The following is a 20,521-nucleotide window of genomic DNA, read 5'->3' on the forward strand; positions in this document are numbered from 1 at the left end:
GGGGTGGCACGCTTCCGCCCCCCATGCTACTTGCGAGTAACCAGCCTGCCCACCCCTGGTGGAGAGCGATACCTCTCACGGGGCGGCAGGGGGCCGCGCGGAGGGCGGGCAGGGGCGCCGATCAGGGGCGCCCCGCCACCGCCACCGCCACCGGGTGGATCCGCTCAGCCGGCGGGCGCCACCGCGCGGGCCAGCAGGGGCGCCACCTGCTCCACCTGCCAGGGCCGGGCCCCGTACCCCGTCAGCGCCTCGGCCACCGCCTCCACCGAGCGCTCGCGCGGCGGCTCCCAGCACACCCGCCGCACCGTGTCCGGTGTGATCAGATTCTCCTGCGGCATGTTCAGCCGTTCCGCCAGCGCCGAGACGGCCGTCCGCGCCGCCGACAGCCGGGCCGCGGCCTCCGGGTCCTTGTCGGCCCAGGAGCGCGGCGGCGGCGGACCGGCCACGGTCTGGCCGGGCTGGGGCAGCTCGCCGTCGGGCAGGCCCTTCGCCCGGTCGACCGCCGCCTGCCACTGTTCGAGCTGGCGTCTGCCCATCCGGCCGAACCCGGGCAGCCCGACGAGCCCCTGGGCGTCGCCGGGCATGGCGAGGGACGCCTCGATGATCGCGGTGTCGCTGAGCACCTTGCCGGGGGAGACGTCGCGCCGCTGCGCGACCCGGTCGCGGGTGGTCCACAGCTCGCGTACGGCGGCCATCTGACGGCGGCGGCGCACCTTGTGCATCCCGGAGGTACGGCGCCAGGGGTCCTTGCGCGGGGGCGCCGGCGGGGCGGCGGCGATGGCGTCGAACTCCTGGTGGGCCCAGTCGAGCTTGCCCTGCCGGTCCAGCTCCTTCTCCAGCGCGTCCCGCAGGTCGATCAGCAGCTCGACGTCGAGCGCGGCGTACCGCAGCCAGGGCTCGGGGAGCGGCCGGGTCGACCAGTCGACGGCGGAGTGCCCCTTCTCCAGGGCGTACCCGAGGACGTTCTCGACCATGGCGCCGAGGCCGACCCGGGGGAAGCCCGCGAGCCGGCCGGCCAGCTCGGTGTCGAACAGCCGGGTCGGTGTCATGCCTATTTCGCGCAGACACGGAAGGTCCTGGGTGGCGGCGTGCAGGATCCACTCGGCGTCGGCGAGCACCTCGCCGAGCGCGGAGAGGTCGGGGCAGCCGACCGGGTCGATCAGCGCGCTGCCCGCGCCCTCGCGGCGCAGCTGGACGAGGTAGGCGCGCTGGCCGTACCGGTAGCCGGACGCGCGCTCGGCGTCGACGGCGACGGGTCCGGTGCCGGCGGCGAAGGCCGCGATCACCTCGGCGAGGGCCTCCTCGGTGGCCACCACGGGCGGAATGCCCTCGCGGGGCTCCAGCAAGGGGATCGGCGCCGATTCGACGTCGGCCGGGGGCTGCGACAACAGCGGCTGGTGCCGCGGGCCCCCGGTAGCTCGCAGTGCTGGCTCTGCTGCGGTGTCTTGGGCGTCGGTCACCGGTCAAGGGTATCCGTGAACGGACGGCGCCCGTCGACGGAACGTTCCGTCGACGGGCGGTGGGGGCGAGAAGTGGTCAGTGGATGATTCCGGTACGGAGGGCCACGGCGACCATTCCGGCCCGGTCGCCGGTGCCGAGCTTGCGCGCGATCCGGGCGAGGTGGCTCTTCACGGTGAGGGCGGACAGGCCCATCGACACGCCGATGGCCTTGTTGGACTGGCCCTCGGCGACGAGCCGGAGCACCTCGACCTCGCGGCCGGACAGCTCGCGGTAGCCGCCGGGGTGGCTCGGGGCGCCGGGCGGGCGGCGGTGCATCCGCTGTCCGGCGCCGATGGGGGCGGCGCCGGGGCGGCCCGGGTGGCCGATGTTGGTACGGGTTCCGGTGACGACATAGCCCTTGACGCCGCCCGCGAGGGCGTTGCGCACCGCGCCGATGTCATCGGCGGCGGAGAGGGCGAGGCCGTTGGGCCAGCCCGCCGCGCGGGTCTCGGACAGCAGGGTCAGCCCGGAACCGTCGGGCAGATGGACGTCGGCAACGCAGATGTCGCGCGGGTTGCCGACGCGGGGGCGGGCCTCCGCGATGGACGACGCCTCGATGACGTCCCGTACTCCGAGGGCCCACAGGTGGCGGGTGACGGTGGAGCGGACGCGGGGGTCGGCCACGACGACCATGGCCGTCGGCTTGTTCGGGCGGTAGGCGACCAGGCTTGCGGGCTGCTCAAGGAGAACGGACACCAGGCCTCCTGGGGAAGGTGCGGGTCGGAGCCGGCCGGGGATGGGGCTGAGGACCGGGGCGAACCGTGCGGGAAGGGTCAATGACCTCTTCGGCAGCAATCCCGCTCGCCTTTAGAGAATGATCACGAATTAGTGAGTAACAATTCGGGCAATTCGGATACGTGATCGATCATCCTACGAGTGGTCCCCCGGACGGGCCCCGTACGGACCCCCGTCCGGGCCCGGCCGAAAGCGCCCCCGCGCACGCCCCGGGCCACCTCACGGCGCCTGTGGCCCCCGCCGCTGCGGCAGCGACACCACACCCGCGCCCGCCCCGGTCTCGCCGGGCCCCGGCACCGCCCCCGGGGAGAGCGGCGGCAGCCCCGCGACCTGACAGAGCAGATCGCACCAGGCCGCCAGATGCGCCGCCGTGTCCGGCACCCCGCCGCGGCCCTCGCGCGGGGTCCACGACGCCCGGATCTCGATCTGGGTCACCGGCCCGCGCTCCGCGAGACCGCCGAAGTAGTGCGACCCGGCCCGTGTCACGGTCCCGCTCGCCTCCCCGTACGACAGCCCGCGCGCCTCCAGTGCGCCCGTCAGCCAGGACCAGCACACCTCCGGCAGCAGCGGATCGGCGGCCATCTCCGGCTCCAGCTCCGCCCGGACGAGCGTCACCAGCCGGAAGGCGCCCTGCCAGGCGTCATGGCCCGACGGGTCGTGCAGCAGGATGAGCCGGCCGTCCGCGAGATCGTCCTCCCCGTCCACCACCGCCGCCTCCACCGCGTACGCGTACGGTGCGAGCCGCTTCGGCGGCGGGGTCGGGTCCAGCTCGATCCCCGGCCGCGGCCGGGCCGCCCGCAGTGCGTCGACCGCCGCGCGGAACGCGGCCGGAACGGCCGGTGCGACCGGTGCGGAATCGCTCTCCATGCCGCCCTTGCCGCCTGTTCCCTCGGTGCCGTTGGAATGATCGGAAAACTGTCCCTGAGCCGCAGCCATGCGGGGAAGAGTAGGCGGAACCCGCGTCCCGTGCGGGGAGGGACACCCGGCCCGGGGCCGCGGCTTCCCCGTACATGCGAAGATTCTGGTCGTGAGCGCCAACGACCGCCCTTCGGGCCAGCAGACGAAGACGTACGAATCGGCCTTTATGAAGGCATGCAGGCGCGAGCCCGTGCCACACACGCCGGTCTGGTTCATGCGGCAGGCGGGGCGCTCACTGCCGGAGTATCTGAAGGTCCGTGAGGGAATTCCGATGCTGGAGTCCTGCATGCGGCCCGAGCTGGTGGCGGAGATCACCCTCCAGCCGGTACGCCGTCACAAGGTCGACGCGGCCATCTACTTCAGCGACATCGTCGTCCCCCTCAAGGCCATCGGCCTCGATCTCGACATCAAGCCGGGCGTCGGCCCCGTCGTCGCCGAACCGATCCGCACCCGCGCCGACCTCGCCCGGCTGCGCGACCTCACCCCCGACGACGTCTGGTACGTCACCGAGGCCATGGGCCTGCTCACCGCCGAGCTGGGCGAGACCCCGCTCATCGGCTTCGCCGGCGCGCCCTTCACCCTCGCCAGCTATCTCGTGGAGGGCGGCCCGTCCCGCAACCACGAGCACACCAAAGCGATGATGTACGGCGACCCCCAGCTCTGGGCCGATCTGCTCGACCGGCTCGCGGACATCACCGCCGCCTTCCTCAAGGTCCAGATCGAGGCGGGCGCGAGCGCCGTCCAGCTCTTCGACTCCTGGGTGGGCGCGCTGGCCCCCGCCGACTACCGGCGCTCCGTCCAGCCCGCCTCCGCCAAGGTCTTCGACGCCGTCGCCCCCTACGGAGTCCCGCGCATCCACTTCGGCGTGGGCACCGGCGAACTCCTCGGCGCGATGGGCGAGGCCGGCGCGGATGTCGTCGGCGTCGACTGGCGCGTCCCGCTCGACGAGGCCGCCCGCCGGGTCGGCCCCGGCAAGGCGCTCCAGGGCAATCTGGACCCGGCCGTGCTGTTCGCCCCCACCGCCGCGGTGGAGACCAAGACCCGCGAGGTGCTGGACGCGGCGGCCGGTCTTGAGGGGCATATCTTCAACCTCGGCCACGGCGTCCTGCCGACCATGGACCCGGACGCGCTCTCCCGGCTGGTCGCGTACGTCCACAGCGAGACGGCCCGCTGAGGACCCTCCGTACGGACGACGACTACATACCGGCGGCGCGCACCGCGGCCACCGCCTTGCGCGCCGCCACCAGCACCGGGTCCCAGACCGGCGAGAACGGCGGCGCGTAACCGAGGTCCAGGGTGGTCATCCGCTCCACGGTCATCCCGGCCGTGAGCGCCACCGCCGCGATGTCCACCCGCTTCGCGCTGCCCTCGCGCCCCACGATCTGGACGCCCAGCAGCCGGCCCGTCCGGCGCTCCGCGAGCATCTTGACCGTCATCGGGGCCGCGCCCGGGTAGTAACCGGCGCTGTTGGTGGACTCGACGGTGGCGCTCACATACCGCAGCCCGGCCCGGTCGGCGTCCTTCTCGCGCAGGCCGGTCCGGGCGATCTCCAGCGCGCAGACCTTGCTCACGGCCGTCCCCACCACCCCGGGGAACGTGGCGTAACCGCCGCCCGCGTTCGCGCCGATGATCTGGCCGTGCTTGTTCGCGTGGGTGCCGAGCGCGATATGGCGGTGCGCGCCCGAGACCAGGTCGAGCACCTCCACACAGTCGCCGCCCGCCCAGATGTTCCCGTGCCCGCGCACCCGCATCGACAGATCGGTGAGCAGCCCGCCGTACGCCCCGAGCGGCAGCCCCGCCGCGCCCGCCAGCGTGGTCTCCGGCTCCACACCGATGCCCAGCACGACGACATCGGCCGGATACTCGGCGTCCTCGGTGACCACGGCCCGCACCCGGCCGTCCGCGCCGGTCCGGATCGCGGTGACCGCCGCGCCGCCCACCGTGGTGATCCCCATCGCGTCCATCGCCGTGTGCACGAGCCGCCCCATGTCCGGGTCGAGCGTCGCCATCGGCTGCTCCCCCCGGTGCACGACCGTCACCTCGTACCCCCGCTTGAGCAGCGCCTCCGCCATCTCGACACCGATATAGCCCGCGCCGACGACGACCGCGCGCCCGCCCTCCGTACCGTCCAGGGTGTCCAGCAGCGCCTGGCCGTCGTCCAGGGTCTGCACCCCGTGCACACCCCGCGCGCCGATACCGGGCAGCGCGGGCCGCACCGGCCGCGCGCCCGTCGCCACGACCAGCTTGTCGAAGCCGGTCCAGCTCTCCGCACCGGTGGCCAGGTCACGGGCCCGCACCCGCTGCCCGGGAACATCGATCTCCACGGCCTCGGTACGCATCCGCAGATCAATGGCTCGTTCTCGATGCTCCTCGGGCGTCCGCGCGATCAGCGCGGCGCGCTCCGGGACGTCCCCGCCCACCCAGTACGGGATGCCGCAGGCCGAGTACGAGGTGAAGTGGCCGCGCTCGAAGGCGACGATCTCCAGCTCCGCCGGCCCCCGCTCCCTGCGGGCCTGCGACGCGGCGGACATACCCGCCGCGTCGCCGCCGATGACCACCATGCGCTCCGCCGCCATCGCGTGCACCTCTCTCCGTCGCCGGGATCCTTCCGTCGTCAGGATCCCGGAGGCACGCTACGCCGGTACGCAGGGATCAGTCCCGCTCGCCCCGCTGCTCGTCGGCCCCCTGCTCCTCCGGGGCCCCGGCCGCCGCCCCGGCCGGGCGGCGGTCCCGTACCCACCGGCCCCTGACCAGCCGCCACAGCACGTACAGCGCGCCGAACACGGCCGCGAACGGGAGCACCGCGCCCAGCACCACCGAGATCAGGCGCACGGTCGTGACCAGCGCGTCCCAGCCGCCTCCGAGCGCGTCCAGGAACCCCGGTTCGCTGTCCTTCTTCTTCTCCTCCGCCACCTTCGCCGGAGCCTCGCTGAGGTCCAGGGTGATGGTCGCCAGCGAGGCACGGTCCTTCAGGGACGCCTGCCGCGCCAGGAGCGACTCCAGCTCCGCCTGACGGGTGCTCAGCTCGCCCTCCAGCTGGACCACGTCGCTGATCTTGACGGCCTGGTCCATCAGCTCGCGCACCCGTGCCACGCTCGCCCGCTGCGAGGCGATCCGGCTGTTGACGTCGACCACCTGGTCCGTGACGTCCTTGGCGTTCGTGCTGCGCGACAACAGCTTGCCGGTGCCCGCGAGTTCGCGCAGGACCGCGTCGTACGACTCCTGCGGGACGCGCAGCACGACCGTCGAGTGCACCCCGTCGTCCGCCCCGCCGCTCTCGGTGACTTCGCTCTGCACGAGACCGCCCGCGGTCCCGGCCGCCGCCCGCGCCACCTCCACCGCCTTCTCGGCGTTCTTGACCCGCACGGACAGCCGGGCGGTACGGATCACCTGCGTCCCGGCCGGGTTCGTGGTGTCCGCGGCCTTGCCCTTGCCGCCCGGCGCGCCCGCGCCCACCTGGTCGGCGGCGCCCTGTCCGGTGCCGCCCTTCGCGTCGGCCGGCTGGCCGGCGTCCTGCGCGAGCGATTTGTCGCTGGAGCTGGAGTCGATCCCGCTGCATCCGGTGAGGACGAGCGAGAGGGTGAGTAGTGCTGCCGCGATCATCGGCGTCCTGCGCATGACCGGCCCCCTGAGGTGATTGTCGTGATGCCGGTTCGACGTACGGGGCGGGTGCGCGGGTTGCCCATCCGAGGTTCCGAAGCGGTCACGGTCGGGACTCGGTACGGGATGCGGGGGCGGACCCGCCGTTTGAGAGAGTGGGCGCATGGAGTCGTCGCGCGCACCACACCGGGACCCGGCCGCACCCGCCGCCCGCCATGTCGTCGTCATCGGGGGCGGTATCGCCGGTCTGGCCGCCGCGCACCGGCTGCTGGGCGCCGGGGTACGGGTGACCCTCCTGGAGGCCACCGCCCGGCTCGGCGGAAAGCTGTGGGCCGGCGAGATCGAGGGCGCCCCCGTCGACCTCGGCGCCGAGTCGATGCTCGCCCGCCGGCCCGAGGGAGTCGCCCTGGCCGAGGCCGTCGGGCTCGGCCCCCGGCTCCAGCCGCCCACCGCCACCACCGCCTCCGTATGGACCCGCGGGCGGCTGCGGCCGATGCCCCGGGGCCATGTCATGGGCGTGCCCGGCGACCCCGCCGCGCTCGCCGGACTGCTCTCCGAGGAGGGCCTCGCCCGGCTGGCCGAGGAGCCCGGACTGCCACCCACCGAGATCGGCGACGACATCGCCGTCGGCGCGTACGTGGCGGAGCGGCTCGGCCGCGAGGTCGTCGACCGGCTGGTCGAGCCGCTGCTCGGCGGGGTCTACGCGGGCGACGCGTACCGCATCTCCATGAAGGCGGCCGTCCCGCAGCTCTTCGGAGCCGCCCGCACCCACGGCTCACTGCTGGCGGCCGTCCGCGGCCTCCAGAGCGGCCAGGACCCCCTGGCCGCCGCGCGGCCGGTCTTCGCCGGCGTCGAGGGCGGGGTGGGCCGGCTCGCCGACGCCGTCGCCGACGCCGTACGGGCGGCCGGCGGCGAAATCGTCCTGGAGACCCCCGTCCTCGGCCTGGCCCGCCGCGCCGACGGCTGGCACATCCGCACCACCGGACGCCCGCTGACCGCCGACGGGGTGATCATGGCGGCCCCCGCCTGGGCCGCCTCCGTACTCCTCGCCGACGAGTCCCCGGCCGCCGCCGCCGGGCTCGCCACCGTCGAGTACGCCTCGATGGCCCTGGTCACCATGGCGTTCCGGCGCGCGGACGCGGACCCCGTACTGCCCGACGGCAGCGGCTTCCTCGTCCCGCCCGTCGACGGCCGCACCATCAAGGCGTCGACCTTCTCCACCCGCAAGTGGGGCTGGACCGCCGACGCCGCGCCCGGCCTGTTCCTCCTGCGCACCTCCATCGGCCGCTACGGCGAGGAGGAGCAGCTCCAGCGCGAGGACGCCGAACTCGTCGATGTCTCCCTGCGCGACCTCGGCGCGGCCACCGGACTCACCGCGCGGCCGGTGGCCACCGAGGTGACCCGCTGGACGGACGGGCTGCCCCAGTACCCCGTCGGCCATCTGGACCGGGTCGCGCGGATCCGCGAGGCGGTGGCGAAACTCCCGGGCCTGCGGGTCTGCGGCGCGGCGTACGACGGCGTCGGCATCCCGGCCTGTGTCGCGAGCGCGCAACGGGCCGCGGACGAGATCATCGCCACGTCCACCCCGGCGCGGGGCACCGCCCGGGGCGCGGGAGAATAGCCGTATGACTGCTGCTCCAGAGAAGATCCCGAACGCGGGCAAGAAGGCCAGGGACCTCAACGAGGTCATCCGCTACACGCTGTGGTCCGTCTTCCGGCTCCGGGACGCGCTGCCCGAGGACCGCACCGGTTACGCGGACGAGGTCCAGGAGCTGTTCGACCAGCTCGGCGCCAAGGACATCACCGTACGCGGCACGTACGACGTGTCCGGGCTGCGCGCGGACGCCGACGTCATGATCTGGTGGCACGCCGAGACCGCGGACGAACTCCAGGACGCGTACAACCGCTTCCGCCGCACCCGCCTGGGCCGCGCCCTGGAGCCGGTCTGGTCGAACATGGCGCTGCACCGCCCCGCCGAGTTCAACAAGTCGCACGTGCCGGCCTTCCTGGCCGACGAGACACCCCGCGACTACGTCAGCGTCTATCCGTTCGTCCGCAGTTACGACTGGTACCTGCTGCCGGACGAGGAGCGGCGCCAGATGCTCGCGGACCACGGCAAGATGGCGCGCGGTTACCCGGACGTGCGTGCCAACACTGTGGCATCCTTCTCGCTCGGCGACTACGAGTGGATCCTCGCCTTCGAGGCCGACGAGCTGTACCGGATCGTCGACCTGATGCGTCATCTGCGCGGCTCCCAGGCGCGCCTGTACGTACGGGAAGAGGTGCCGTTCTACACCGGCCGCCGCAAGTCGGTGGCGGATCTGGTGGCCGGGCTCGCATAGGGCCCGCACTTGACGTGGCCGGGTCCGCCCGCTCAGCGGCGGACGCGGCCATTCCACCCGGAAGATCAGACGACGGGCGGCAGTTCCCTGCTGCGCGCCCGCCCGTCCAGCGACACCGGGTTCGGCTTCGGGTTCCCATCGGCCGCTGACCGCGCGCGGCCGATGGAACCCGGGTCGGTGCTCCCCGAGAGCATGCGCAGAGCACCCTCAGGAATAAATATGGACATGACACCCGCCCTCCCCGGTTAGTGTGGGCGCCGGGCCTCCCGGCACCGCGAGCCGCTCAACAGCCGTTCCGGGAGCGCTCGTTCATGTCCGCGGGCCGGTCGCCTCGGCCCGCGTCGCCGATCCGAGGGTCTGAACCGGTTCATGATCTCCCATATAGCCCCGCTCCGGGCAGCGCTGCTCCGGAGCCGACTGCCCGTCTGGCCGATCCCGGTGCTGTGGACCCTGGCGCTCGGCCTGTGGGGACTGTCCCGGGAGCGGAGCCTGTGGCGTGACGAGGCCGCGACCTGGCAGGTGGCACTGCGCTCCACCGCCGACATCCGGCGCATGCTGGAGCAGGTCGATGTGGTGCACGGGCTCTACTACCTGCTGATACGGGGGCTCTTCGCCTCCTTCGGGCCCAGCACCACGACGCTGCGGCTGCCCTCCGTACTGGCGATGGCGGTGGCCGCGGCCTGTGTGGCGGTCATCGGCCACCGGCTGGCCGGGTTCTGGGCGGGGCTGGGCGGCGGGATGGCGTTCGGGCTGCTGCCGGCCGTGCAGTTCTACCTCCAGGAGGGCCGCCCGTACGCGCTGGTGGCGGCCTGCGCGGGCATCGCGACCCTGCTGCTGGTGAGGGCGCTGGAGGGGCGCGGCGGGGCGGCGCTCTGGGGCGCGTACGGCGCGGTGATCCTGCTGTCCGGACTGCTGAACTGGCTGTCCCTGATGATCCTGCCCGCCCATCTGGTGACCCTGGTCTGGGCGCGGGCCGGGCGCCGTACGGGCACGCGCTGGGCGGTGGCCGCGACGGTGGCGGTGGCCGGGGTGCTGCCGCTGATCCTCTTCAGCCGGAGCCAGTCCGAGCAGGTGTCCTGGATACCGCCGCTGACCTGGCACATGATGATCGGCCCCGCGGTCCTGCTGGCGATCGGCTGCCTCGGCGCCCTGCTGGACCGGCCCCGCCCGGGCCGGCCACCGGCGGCGGCCGTCGGACTGCCGCTGCTGGCGGTGCCGCAGCTCGGACTGGCCGGACTCTCGCTGGCGCACCCGCTGTTCGTGGACCGCTATGTGGTGTTCAGCCTGCTGGGTCTGGCCCTGCTGATCGGTGTGGGACTCGGCGCGGCGGTACGGGCGGCCGGGCCGCGCTTCCCGCGCGCGTCGGTCTGGATCCTTCCCGGGGCGGTCGCCGTGGTGGCGGCGGCCCTGCTGCCGCATTCGCTGGCCAAGCGGTCCCCGGCGAGCCGGGTGGACGACGTCCTCGCGGTGGCGGCCGACGTACGGCGGCTGAAGGGATCCGGGGGAGCGGTGGTGTTCGTACCGGCCGCGCGGCGCGACACCCGGTCGGTCTCTCCCGGGGCGTTCGCCGGGCTGCGGGACATCGCCCTGACGCGGAGCCCGGTGGAGTCCGGGACGCTGAAGGGCGTCGAGGCGGGCCCGGCCGGGATCCGGGACGCGATGCTGGCCCAGCGGCGGATCCTGCTGGTCACGGACGCCCGGGAGGTGGCGAAGCCGCTGTCGGGGGCGCGCGACCGGACGAAGATCTCCGTACTGCGCGAGCACTTCACGGTGGTGGCGGACGAACAGGTCCGCGGGCGCCGGGTGACGGTGTACGAGCGGCGCACCCCGCCGCCGCACCGGGAAGCGGCGGCGGGGGCGGGGCAGCGGGGGGTACGGGCCGGGGTCAGTGCCCGGCGATGACGCCCGACAGCTCGTTGGTGCTCTTCGGCAGGGTGACGGAGGTGATTTTCTTCCCCGTCTCCAGGTCCAGGGCGTGCAGGGCCTTCTTGCCGGGCTCGGAGATGTAGGCGGTGGTGCCGCGGACGAAGAGGGTGGGCCGGGGCTGCTGCCAGTCCAGCGGCTCCTGCCACTCGCCCACGACGGGGATCTTCTTCTCGGTCTTTCCGGTGTTCTGGTCGATGACGTGGAGAGCGCCGTCGGTGCCGAGGACCAGCGCCTCGCCGTGCGGGCCGCGGGCGAGCGAGCGGAAGGAGTAGCTGGTGCCCAGGTCCACCAGGCGCAGCTTCTTCTTCGCGGTGTCGATGAGGGAGATACGGGTCGGGCGCTCCAACTCGGCCTCGGGGTCGGTCTTGTAGTCGCCCAGCAGGACCGGTGAGAGGTCGCTGCCGGCCTGGTTGCCGATACGGCCGTAGTCGTCGGGGGCGTCGATCTTGGTGAACGCGCCGTTCTGGTAGATCAGGATGCCGTCCTGGCAGCCGACGGCGACCGCCTCGTTCTTGGCGGCGGCCTCACCGTGCACGCCGGGGCAGTTCTCGTAGCGCGCGATCTCCTTGTCGTTCTTGTCCAGCACCAGCGCGCCGGTGCGCTTCTCCTCGGTGCCCAGGGTGCTGAGCAGTTCGCCGTTGGCCAGTTCGATGGCGACGCCGTGGTGTGCCTCGGCCGAGGTGTAGGTGCGGCCTTCCGGCTTCTCGCCGCCGCTCAGCGCGGCCGGGTCGAAGACGTTGACCTCTCCGGTGCCGTCGGTGAAGAGCGCGGTCCGGCCCGCGTGACGTACGACATGGCCGGGCTTGGCGCCCTTGTACTCGATACCGGTGAGGGCCTGGGCGGTGGCGTTCAGGACGCGGAAGCCGGTGTCCGTGGAGACGATGACATGGTCCTTGTCACCGGCGGCGTTGACCCGGTTGAAGCCGGGAAGTGCGAGGGTCCCGGCCGTTTCGAGGCTCTCGCCGTCCAGGATGTACAGGCCGCCGTCGAAGGTGACGACCAGCGGGTCCTTGACCGCCGCGGCGGGTGTCGCGGTCGCGGTGGCATCGGCCTTGGCGCCGGAGGCGGAGGAGGCCGCGGAGGAGGAGTCCTCTCCTCCGCAGGCGGTCAGTACGGTGGACACCGCCAGGGCGAGTGCCGTGCCCGTGACGGCTCTGCGGCGTATCGACGTGTTCATGGGTGCGTTCATTGGTGTGTTTCCTTTCCGCGCCGCTCGGTGGCGGCATGGGGGTGTGTGATGTGCGGGGAAAGCAGGAGACAGGTCGGTCAGTCGCCGGTGAGGCCGCCCGTCATGGCGGTGGTGTTGGCGCGCATCATCCGCAGGTACGTGTCCGCGCCCCCGCCCTCGGCGGTCAGCGACTCCGAGTGGAGCGCGACGACCCGGACCCGGCCGCCCAGCTCCGTACGCAGCACCTCGGCGAGCCGCCTGGGCTGGGAGGAGTCCGCGAAGACGGTGCGTACGCCCGCCTGTTCCATCGCCTCGGTGAGTGAGCGGAGGTCCGAGGAGCTGGGGGAGGCCAGTGTGGTGCCGCTGGGGATGACCGCGCCGATCACCCGGAGGCCGAAGCGTTCTGCGAGATAGCCGAAGACATGGTGGTTGGTGACCAGGGCCCGCCGGTCCTCGGGAACGCGGCCGAAGGATTTCTCCATCCAGGCGGTGAGGTCCGTGAGTTCACCGGTGTAGCGGGCGGCGTTGGCGCGTATCGCGTCGGCGTCCACGCCGTCGACATGCTCGATGACCTGGTCGGCTATCAGGCCGACGGCCTTGCGCACCCGGTCCGGGTCGGTCCAGAAGTGCGGGTCGGGCTGTCCTGCCTCTCCGCCGGGGCCGCCGTCGTCGGCCGTGCGGAAGGTGAGCGGGTCGGCCGCCTCACCGGCCGCGAAGGTGGCGACACCGGACGCGCGGGCGGCGGCCACATGCCGCAGGACGTTCTCCTCCAGCCCCAGGCCGTTGTGGACGACCAGACCGGCCCGCTCCAACTGGGCGGCCTGCACCGCCGAGAGGCCGAAGGAGTGCGGATCGGCGTTGGGCTTCATCAGCACCGTGACCTCCGCCTGGTCGCCGACGATCTCCCGGGTGATGTCGCCGAGGATGTTGGTCGTCACGACGATGTCGGACCGGCCGTGCTCGGTGGCGCAGGCGGTGGCGGTGGCGGCCGTGACAAGGGTGAGCAGGGCGAGCAGTACGGGAAACGGGCCGCGCACCCGCGCCGGGCCCGCTGCCGCGCGCCGTCTCGCCCCGGTCCGGCTCATCGGCCGGTCTCCGCCATGAGGACCGGCTTGACGGCCAGGTCGAAGGAGCGCGCGATGCGCAGACCGTCGTTGTAGTCGATTTCGAACACCTTCTTGCCCTCGGGGTCGTTGACATAGGCGCGGCCGCGGTCCACCTCGATGACGGGAGCGCCGCCGTCGGCCCCGGCCCGGACCTCCCCGGTCAGCAGCGGCTCCGTCCGCGCGGTCCGCTCCCCGGTGGCGATGTCGTAGCCGTACAGCGAGCCGTCGGTCTCCAGCACGAGCAGCGGGGAGCCTTCTCCGGCGGTGTTGGCCGCGACGACCGGACCGGTCTCCACCCGGGTCCAGCGCCGCTCGGCGGCGTCGAGGACCCAGACGGCGCTGTCTCCGGCCGGGGCGGTGAGGGTGTCGCTGCCGGGGCGCCGGTGGAAGGCGGTGGCCCGTTCCCCCGCCGGTACGTCCTGTCCGTAGGGGATCTTCTCGGCGGTGAACGCGCCGTCGCGCGCCCGGACGAGCAGCGCGCCGTCGGCGCAGCCGAGGACCACGCCGCGCCGGGTGACGGCGTCTCCCCGCGGCGCCTCGCACTCCGCGTCCGGGGAGGCGACGCGCTTTCCCGCGCGGTCGAGGACGACGAGTGCGGGGGCGCCGCCCTCGTCCACAAAGGCGAGCAGATGCTCCGCGTACGGCACGACGGCGCCGGTGTAGGTGCCCGGCAGCGTCCGTGGGGGCGTGACCGTGCCCTTCTCCAGTGCGGTGCGGTCGTGGAGGGCGGCGCGCCCGCTCCCGTCGGTCACCGCGGTCACGGCGATATCGGCGCGGACCAGCGCCCGGCCGTCCACGGGGAGCGGGCCCACGTCCCGTATCGCCGCGCTGTAGTAGTGGACATGGTCGCCGTGGTCGACCATCCACGCGCCGCTGTCGAGCACATGGGTGCCGCCGGGCGCGTGGAGCTAGCCGAACCTGCCGTCCGTCGTCAGCCGTACGGCGCCCTTCACCGGCGCTGTCCGGTGCGTCGTGCCGGTGATGAGGTCGAGGACCGCGCTGTCTCCGCTGCCGGGGTCGTTGAGGAGGAGCCGGGACCGCTGCTCGGCGGACTCCTGGGCTCCCTCGACATAACCGTGCGCAGCGGCGGAGGAGGATCCGGGCGAGCCCGCCGCGGAGCCGTCGCCCTGGTCCGCGGAGCAGCCCGTGGCGAGCAGCGCGGCGAGGACCAGGGCGGCCGACACCTGCGAAGTAACGTTTCTGCGGAGGGTCATGACGTATGCCTCGGGCTTCCTTCGGCCGGCGCGGGTACGGCCGGTACGGCTGGTACGGAGGGACGCGCGGGGGCATGGCCCGCCCGGCGCCGGAGCAGCCCGGACAGCGCGTGGGAGAGGAAGAACAGGCTCACCGCGAGGGCGGCGACGGTCGCCCCGGCGGCGGTGCTCAGATGCCAGGACAGCAGCAGGCCGCCGAATGTGGCCGCCGCGCCGATCAGGGCGGCGAGCACCATGACCCCGCGCACACTCCGCACCCAGGGCAGCGCTGCGGCCGGTGGCGCGATGAGCAGCCCGAGGACGAGCAGCGTGCCCACGATGTGGAACGAGGCGACGATCGCCAGCCCGAGCAGTCCGAGCAGCACCGCGTGGGCCAGCCGGGGCCGCAGCCCCAGGGTCCGGGCCTTGCGCGGGTCGAACGCCAGGGCCAGGAAGGCGCGGTGCCCGAGGACCGACACGGCCAGCGCCGCGCACAGCGCCACCGCGAGCACGGTCAGGTCCCGCTGGGTGACGGCGAGGACATCACCGAAGAGAAAGCCGGTCAGGTCGACCGCGAAGGACTGCGACCGCGACACGATGATCACTCCGAGCGAGAGCATGCCGACGAACAGCAGCCCGATGCCGGTGTCCTGGGAGAGCCGCGCCGTCCGGCCGAGCGCGGTGACTCCGGCGGTCATGACGGCGGCGCTGGCCACCGCGCCCACCATGAGGTTCCCGCCCAGCAGCGCGGCGAGCGCGACACCCGGCAGCAGCCCGTGGGACATGGCGTCGCCGAGGAAGGCCATCCCTCGCAGCACCACCCAGGTGCCCGCCGGAGCGCAGATCGCGGACACGAGCATCCCGCCCCACAGAGCCCGCTGCACGAAGGTCACTTCGAACGGGGTCGTCAACCATTCCATGACCGAGACACTACAATGAAAATCATGTTCAAAAAACCTCGGTCCTCGCCCGCCCCCGCCCCGGACCGGACCGCGCGCATCCACTTCTCCGGTCTGTGCGCCGGCTATCCGGGCCGTCCCGTGCTGAGCGAAGTCGGCGCGCGGATACCGAAGTCGGCCACGACGGCGCTCGTCGGGCCGAACGGCAGCGGCAAGTCCACCCTGCTCGGGGTGCTCGCCGGGGTGATCCCCCCGACAGCCGGCCATCTCCAGCACCACGGCGGCCGGCCACCCGCGTTCGTACCGCAGCGCGGAGCCGTCGGCGACACCCTGCCGCTCACCGTGCGGCAGACCGTGGAGATGGGACGCTGGGGCGAGCGCGGGCCGTGGCGCCGGCTGACCCGCCGGGACCACGCGACCGTGGACGCGGCGCTCGACCGGCTCGCCATCGGTGACCTCGCCCCACGCCAGCTGGGCGAGCTGTCGGGCGGCCAGCGCCAACGCGCCCTCATCGCCCAGGGGTTGGCGCAGGAGTCGGACCTGCTGCTCCTCGACGAGCCGACCACGGGCCTGGATCCCGAGGCGAGGGAGCGGATCGGGGCGCTGCTGACGGCGCTCGTCGCCGAGGGGGTGACGGTCGTGCAGGCCACCCACGACCTGGAGGCCGCGCGCGCCGCGGACGCGTGCCTCCTGCTCCAGGACGGCCGCCTCGCCGGACGGGGGCGTCCGGACGAGGTCCTCACCACGGCGGCCCTGGCCCGCGTGTGGCAGTCGCCGCGCTGAGCGCCGGCCCCGGGGTCAGCGGCGCGAGGCCGCGGCGAGCCTCCGGTGCGGGTCGAGAAGCCTGTTCGCCGGTTCCAGCGAGATCGGGTTCGGCTCGGCGCGGGCCGCGCAGTCGGCGCGTCGTACCGGAGCCCGTCCGCTCAGCAGATAGTCCTCCAGATAGCGGTCGACACAGGTGTTGCCGCCGCCCGCGACCCCGTGCGTGCCCGCGTTCCGCTCGGTCACCAGCACCGCCCCCGGCAGCCGCCGCTGCAACTCCAGCGCGCCCGCGTACGGGGTCGCCGCGTCCCGTTCGGCGGCCAGGATCAGCGTCGGGGGCAGTTCGCCCGGCCGGGTGCCGACATCGAGCGGGGTCTGCCGGGGCGCCGGCCAGTAGGCGCACGGCAGATTCATGAAGGCGTTGTCCCACGTCTCGAAGGGCGCGGTACGGGCCAGTTCGGTGTTGTCGTGGTCCCAGACGCTCCAGTCCGTCGGCCACGGCGCGTCATTGCACTCGACGGCCGTGTAGACCGCGTTGCCGTTCTCGCTGTCGGCGGCGGCCTCGGGGTGTGCGGTGGCCTGCTCGATCAGCGGCTTGGGGTTGCCCTTGACGTACTCGGAGAGCGCCGTGGCGCGCAGGGCCCAGTAGTCGTCGTAGTAACCGGCCGACAGCATCGCGCCCTGGAGCTGACCGGGCCCGACCGTGCCGCCGGCCGGCTCACGGGTGACCCCGGCGCGCACCTTCTCGTAGCTCTTCCGCACCTCTTCGATGTCGGTGCCCAGGTGGTACGCCTTGTCGTGTCTGGCGACCCAGGCCAGGAAGTCCGTCCAGCGCCGCTCGAACGCGGCCGACTGGTCGAGGTTGTTGCGGTACCAGATCCGCTCCGGATCCGGGTTGACCGCCGAGTCGAAGACCATCCGGCGGACATGGGACGGGAAGAGCGTCGCGTACAGCGCGCCGAAGTACGTGCCGTACGACGCGCCCATGAACGTCAGCTTCGGCTCGCCGAGAGCGGCGCGCAGCACATCGAGATCCCGGGCGTTGTTCAGCGAGGTGAGGTGCGCCAGCTTGTCCCCGCCGCGGTCGGCGCAGCTCCGCGCGTACGCCTGGGCCTCCGCGATCCGCTCGCGCTTGTACGACTCGGAGGGGTGGACGGGGGACGGGGTGGGGCCCTTCAGGGAGTCCGCCGGGTCCGTGCAGGACAGCGGCGCCGAACGGCCCACCCCCCGGGGCGCGTAGCCGACGATGTCGTACGCGGCGGCGATCCGCTTCCACTCGGGCAGTGCGGCGGCCATCGGGAAGTACATGCTGGAGGCGCCCGGGCCACCGGGGTTGAAGACCAGCGCGCCCTGCCGCCGGTCCGCCGGCCCGCTCGCCGCGGCACGGCTGACGGTCAGGGAGATCGTCCGGCCGTCGGGCGCCGCGTAGTCGAGGGGGACCTCTACCGTGCCGCAGGCGATGGGGGCGGGCAGCGACTCGGCCTCCGGACAGGCGCCGAACGCGATCCCGGCCGCGGCGGCCCGCTCGGCCGCGCGCGCCACCCCCCGGGTCTCGGCGGCCCGGGCCCGCGCGGCGGCGACCGGGTCCGTACCGGACCCGGACCCGGCCGCGACCGCGCCGTTCGCGGGGGCGGCGACGAGCGCCGACAGGACCAGGGAGCCGAGGGCGGTCAGCGTCCCGCACTTCACTACTGCTCTCATCGCGTTCCCTCCGTGCGTGCGGCTGTGGGATCAACCGCCGGACCGAGAGAACGCGGCGCCGCCCGGACGACGCAAGGACCACCGGACGGTGTCGGCACCAATGACCCCGATGCGCCCCGCGTCCACGCCCCACGCGCCGGGACAGGGCGGGTGACGGACCGGCAGGAGGGGTGACGGACCGCCGGAACGCGTCAGGAACCACCGCCTCCGCCACAGGAACCGCCGCCTCCACCGCCTCCGCCGCCGCAGGAGCTGCTCCCGCCCCCTCCGCAGGAGGCGGCCCCGGCGCAGCTGTGTCCGAAGTGCGAGTCGGAGCTGCCGCCCGACGAGGCACCGGCGGTGGAGCCGAAGGCCGGCACCCGGCCGCCGGCCCGCAGATACCGGCGCAGCACCGGGTCGGGCACGCCGCCCACCCCGTACACCGCCACCATCTCGCTCACGCTCGCGCCCGGCCGCCGTGCCGTGTCCCGGAAGGCGCGCAGCGCCCGCCGTCCGGCCCGGGTGCGCGGCCAGGTCGCCAGCGCCGCCGACAGGAAGCCGAGGGCCATGCCCGCGAACAGCGTGGGCAGCAGGGTGAAGGAGGGCGCGAACGGCGGGAACGCGTCGTCGGAGGTGGACTCCATGAACGCCGAGGTGGAGTTGACCTCGCTGATGACGCTCACGATGAAGACCGCCGGCAGCCCGACGAAGCAGACGATGCCGTGGACGATGCCCCACATCCGCCAGGCCCGGGTACGCGCCGGAGGCACCAGCAGCCCCCGGCGGACGAGCGTCTCGCCCAGCTCCCGTACGGCGGCGGAGGCGGCCACCGACTGCCGCAGCCGCAGCACCCAGCCGCTCCGGGCCGTCGCCAACTCCTGGAGCACCGACTGCTCCACGGGGTTGTGGGCCACCGGCACCCGTACGGCGACGATGCCGGGGCCGCCGACGACCAGCCGGCTGTCGCCCTGCATCGTGGCGATCGCGGTCTCCGCGACCCGGCGCGGCCCGCCGCCGAGGTAGGCGGCCTCCAGATCGGTCGGCCGCGTGAGGGGTATCGCGTCCATGGGCGGCGCGGCGGGGTCGCCGCGGCGCACCACGAGAACGCTGATGAGGAGGGTGAGGGACGACAGGGCTATGAGCACATGGAGCGTCAGTACGACGGCGTTGTTCATGGCAGGTTCACTTTCCCGCGAGTGCGGCTCGGGCCACGCGGACCAGACGGGTCGCGCGGCGCGGCGGACGCGCTCCGGCGCGCTCCTGCCACCACAGCGACAGACGGCGCCGGGCCGGCCGGCTCTCGGGCCGCCCGGCGATCAGCAGATGTTCGGCGAAGTCGAGCGCGTCCCGACGGTAGCCCGCGCGCATGGGCCGGCTCGCGGCGTACCCGAGGAACTCGGGGCGGTAGCCGTCGCCGAGGATCTCCGGCAGCTCGGGGGCGACCTTGGCGACGACCCCCGCGCGCTTGACGGAGAGGGCCCGGCTCTGGACCCGCAGCCGCCGGCGGTCGAACCCCTCGGGGACGGGCGTACCGGCGACGAGGGCGGAGAGCAGGGACGTCTGCGCGAGGGCGAGCCGCTGGCGGGCGTCGTCGGTGCCGGTGCCGGTGCCGCTGCCGGTGCCGATGTCCATGGCGCCGGCCGCCGTACGCGGAGCACGTACCGTACGGGGCGCGTACCGCCCGGCCGCCGCGTCGAGTGTCTCCCGGATCGCCGTCAGCTCCCCAGCCAGCTCCGGCGCCGGAGGGAAGTCGTCGTCGCGCTCCAGCAGCACGCCCGGCGGGTCGACCCGCCGCCGAAGCTCCGTCAGCACGTCGAGCACGGGCCGGGTGACCGGATGGGCGTGGGTGTCGTGCCAGACGCCGTCGCGCTCGATGCCGCCCGCGACATGCACGTACGCGATCGCCTCGACCGGCAGTTCGGCCAGGGCGGTGGCCGGGTCCTCGCCGCGGTTGACGTGGTTGGTGTGCAGATTGGCGACGTCGATCAGCAGCCGGACCCCGGTGCGCTCGACCAGCTCCGCCAGGAACTGGCCCTCGGTCAGCTCCTCGCCCGGCCAGGCGATCAGCGCGGCGATGTTCTCCACGGCCAGCGGCACGGGCAGCGCGTCCTGGGCGATCCGTACGTTCTCGCAGAGCACGCGCAGCGCGTCCCAGGTGCGCGGCACCGGCAGCAGATGGCCCGCTTCGAGCACGGGCGACGCCGTACGCGGCCCGCCCGCCCTGACATACGCGATGTGCTCGGTGACCAGCGGCGAGCCGAGCGCCCCGGCCCGCTCCGCGAGGTCCGCGAGCCGCCGCGGGTCCGGCCGCTCCGCGCCGCCGAGCCCGAGCGAGACACCGTGCGGGACGACGGTGACACCGCGCTCGCGCAGCCGTACGAGTGAGTCCGGCAGATGGCCGGGACAGAGGTTCTCCGCGACGGCCTCGACCCAGTCGACGCCGGGCAGCGCCTCCACCGCGTCGGCGATCTCGGGGCGCCACCCGATGCCGACGCCCAGCCGTGGCGTACTTCCCTGTGATGTGCCGTTCATAGCGTCCCCCTCGCCCTTCGTGTGCAGTGGCTATCGCCCGCACGGGCGCCGCCGAATCCAGCAAGGGAGACGTTCAGAGGTTGATTTGAGGTTCCTGGCACAGTCGGCCCGGATACCGCACGTAAACGGCGGATCCCTCCCCCGATGAGACAGGGGAGGG

At 73.6% G+C, this 20,521-nt stretch carries 16 protein-coding genes and 1 pseudogene; 5 read left to right on the plus strand and 12 right to left on the minus strand.

The features are described from left to right. Positions 1–164: 164 nt before the first annotated feature. The 3 genes from DVK44_RS28400 to DVK44_RS28410 all read right to left on the minus strand — a co-directional run bounded on the left by DVK44_RS28400 (position 165) and on the right by DVK44_RS28410 (position 3,171). Positions 165–1,460: a ribonuclease D gene (locus DVK44_RS28400; protein WP_114663237.1), complete on the minus strand. Its 1,296-nt coding sequence runs from the start codon at positions 1,458–1,460 to the stop codon at positions 165–167. Positions 1,461–1,536: 76 nt separating this feature from the next. Next, complete coding sequence (locus tag DVK44_RS28405) at positions 1,537–2,196, minus strand: helix-turn-helix transcriptional regulator (RefSeq protein WP_030350743.1); 660 nt, start codon at positions 2,194–2,196, stop codon at positions 1,537–1,539. 258 nt (positions 2,197–2,454) lie between these two features. After that, positions 2,455–3,171 (minus strand): DUF3000 domain-containing protein, encoded by a 717-nt coding sequence (locus DVK44_RS28410; RefSeq protein WP_114663246.1) that lies wholly within the window; start codon positions 3,169–3,171, stop codon positions 2,455–2,457. Between the two features lie 91 nt (positions 3,172–3,262). Here DVK44_RS28410 and hemE point away from each other — a divergent pair, with 91 nt between their 5' ends. After that, positions 3,263–4,327, plus strand: a complete 1,065-nt coding sequence (hemE, locus tag DVK44_RS28415) for a uroporphyrinogen decarboxylase (RefSeq protein WP_114663248.1) — start codon at positions 3,263–3,265, stop codon at positions 4,325–4,327. A gap of 22 nt (positions 4,328–4,349) precedes the next feature. Here the strand turns inward: hemE and DVK44_RS28420 are convergent, their stop codons facing one another. Beyond that, positions 4,350–5,729, minus strand: coding sequence for an FAD-dependent oxidoreductase (locus DVK44_RS28420; protein WP_114663250.1), 1,380 nt, complete (start codon positions 5,727–5,729; stop codon positions 4,350–4,352). Positions 5,730–5,805: 76 nt separating this feature from the next. Further along, positions 5,806–6,771 (minus strand): DUF4349 domain-containing protein, encoded by a 966-nt coding sequence (locus DVK44_RS28425; RefSeq protein ID WP_114663252.1) that lies wholly within the window; start codon positions 6,769–6,771, stop codon positions 5,806–5,808. Between the two features lie 145 nt (positions 6,772–6,916). On the opposite strand from DVK44_RS28425, the gene hemG reads away from it, so the two are divergent. From hemG to DVK44_RS28440, 3 genes are all read left to right on the plus strand, one after another. Continuing rightward, on the plus strand, positions 6,917–8,374 hold the full coding sequence (hemG, locus tag DVK44_RS28430) for a protoporphyrinogen oxidase (protein ID WP_114663254.1): 1,458 nt from the start codon (positions 6,917–6,919) through the stop codon (positions 8,372–8,374). 4 nt (positions 8,375–8,378) lie between these two features. Then, the gene (hemQ, locus tag DVK44_RS28435) at positions 8,379–9,095 is read left to right on the plus strand and encodes a hydrogen peroxide-dependent heme synthase (protein ID WP_114663255.1); all 717 of its coding nucleotides are present in this window, start codon (positions 8,379–8,381) and stop codon (positions 9,093–9,095) included. 369 nt (positions 9,096–9,464) lie between these two features. Continuing rightward, a complete protein-coding gene (locus DVK44_RS28440) occupies positions 9,465–10,997 on the plus strand; it encodes a glycosyltransferase family 39 protein (RefSeq protein ID WP_114663266.1) in 1,533 nt (510 codons plus the stop codon). Here DVK44_RS28440 and aztD read toward each other — a convergent pair. The 4 genes and pseudogenes from aztD to aztB all read right to left on the minus strand — a co-directional run bounded on the left by aztD (position 10,981) and on the right by aztB (position 15,408). Beyond that, on the minus strand, positions 10,981–12,198 hold the full coding sequence (aztD, locus tag DVK44_RS28445) for a zinc metallochaperone AztD (RefSeq protein WP_114665504.1): 1,218 nt from the start codon (positions 12,196–12,198) through the stop codon (positions 10,981–10,983). The two genes, DVK44_RS28440 and aztD, sit on opposite strands and share 17 nt — an antisense overlap. Positions 12,199–12,287: 89 nt before the next feature. Beyond that, the gene (gene aztC, locus DVK44_RS28450) at positions 12,288–13,274 is read right to left on the minus strand and encodes a zinc ABC transporter substrate-binding protein AztC (protein ID WP_114663268.1); all 987 of its coding nucleotides are present in this window, start codon (positions 13,272–13,274) and stop codon (positions 12,288–12,290) included. Continuing rightward, positions 13,271–14,509 (minus strand): annotated as a pseudogene (locus DVK44_RS28455) (hypothetical protein). Before DVK44_RS28455 ends, aztC begins: the two are co-directional and overlap by 4 nt. After that, complete coding sequence (gene aztB, locus DVK44_RS28460) at positions 14,506–15,408, minus strand: zinc ABC transporter permease AztB (protein ID WP_114663270.1); 903 nt, start codon at positions 15,406–15,408, stop codon at positions 14,506–14,508. Before aztB ends, DVK44_RS28455 begins: the two are co-directional and overlap by 4 nt. Positions 15,409–15,423: 15 nt before the next feature. Between aztB and aztA the strand changes: the two genes are divergently transcribed. After that, positions 15,424–16,170 carry a zinc ABC transporter ATP-binding protein AztA gene (gene aztA / locus DVK44_RS28465; protein ID WP_114663272.1) on the plus strand — a complete coding sequence of 249 codons (747 nt, stop codon included), beginning with the start codon at positions 15,424–15,426 and terminating at the stop codon, positions 16,168–16,170. Positions 16,171–16,185: 15 nt separating this feature from the next. Here the strand turns inward: aztA and DVK44_RS28470 are convergent, their stop codons facing one another. From DVK44_RS28470 to DVK44_RS28480, 3 genes are all read right to left on the minus strand, one after another. Next, a complete protein-coding gene (locus DVK44_RS28470; RefSeq protein WP_114663274.1) occupies positions 16,186–17,850 on the minus strand; it encodes an alpha/beta hydrolase in 1,665 nt (554 codons plus the stop codon). A gap of 191 nt (positions 17,851–18,041) precedes the next feature. Then, on the minus strand, positions 18,042–19,004 hold the full coding sequence (locus tag DVK44_RS28475) for a TIGR04222 domain-containing membrane protein (RefSeq protein ID WP_114663276.1): 963 nt from the start codon (positions 19,002–19,004) through the stop codon (positions 18,042–18,044). Positions 19,005–19,011: 7 nt separating this feature from the next. After that, entirely contained in the window at positions 19,012–20,361 is a 1,350-nt protein-coding gene (locus tag DVK44_RS28480) for a DUF692 domain-containing protein (protein WP_114663278.1), read from the minus strand. Positions 20,362–20,521 lie beyond the last annotated feature (160 nt).

Source organism: Streptomyces paludis, from assembly GCF_003344965.1.
Taxonomy (GTDB): Bacteria; Actinomycetota; Actinomycetes; order Streptomycetales; family Streptomycetaceae; genus Streptomyces; species Streptomyces paludis.

What these genes read in the sequence shown, in the direction of transcription:
- DVK44_RS28410 (WP_114663246.1), bottom strand. Translation starts at nt 3,171, where the DNA reads ATGGCTGCGGCTCAGGGACAGTTTTCCGATCATTCCAACGGCACCGAG.
- DVK44_RS28420 (WP_114663250.1), bottom strand. Translation starts at nt 5,729, where the DNA reads ATGGCGGCGGAGCGCATGGTGGTCATCGGCGGCGACGCGGCGGGTATG.
- DVK44_RS28425 (WP_114663252.1), bottom strand. Translation starts at nt 6,771, where the DNA reads ATGCGCAGGACGCCGATGATCGCGGCAGCACTACTCACCCTCTCGCTC.
- hemG (WP_114663254.1), top strand. Translation starts at nt 6,917, where the DNA reads ATGGAGTCGTCGCGCGCACCACACCGGGACCCGGCCGCACCCGCCGCC.
- hemQ (WP_114663255.1), top strand. Translation starts at nt 8,379, where the DNA reads ATGACTGCTGCTCCAGAGAAGATCCCGAACGCGGGCAAGAAGGCCAGG.
- DVK44_RS28440 (WP_114663266.1), top strand. Translation starts at nt 9,465, where the DNA reads ATGATCTCCCATATAGCCCCGCTCCGGGCAGCGCTGCTCCGGAGCCGA.
- aztD (WP_114665504.1), bottom strand. Translation starts at nt 12,198, where the DNA reads ATGAACACGTCGATACGCCGCAGAGCCGTCACGGGCACGGCACTCGCC.
- aztC (WP_114663268.1), bottom strand. Translation starts at nt 13,274, where the DNA reads ATGAGCCGGACCGGGGCGAGACGGCGCGCGGCAGCGGGCCCGGCGCGG.
- aztB (WP_114663270.1), bottom strand. Translation starts at nt 15,408, where the DNA reads ATGGAATGGTTGACGACCCCGTTCGAAGTGACCTTCGTGCAGCGGGCT.
- aztA (WP_114663272.1), top strand. Translation starts at nt 15,424, where the DNA reads ATGAAAATCATGTTCAAAAAACCTCGGTCCTCGCCCGCCCCCGCCCCG.
- DVK44_RS28470 (WP_114663274.1), bottom strand. Translation starts at nt 17,850, where the DNA reads ATGAGAGCAGTAGTGAAGTGCGGGACGCTGACCGCCCTCGGCTCCCTG.
- DVK44_RS28475 (WP_114663276.1), bottom strand. Translation starts at nt 19,004, where the DNA reads ATGAACAACGCCGTCGTACTGACGCTCCATGTGCTCATAGCCCTGTCG.
- DVK44_RS28480 (WP_114663278.1), bottom strand. Translation starts at nt 20,361, where the DNA reads ATGAACGGCACATCACAGGGAAGTACGCCACGGCTGGGCGTCGGCATC.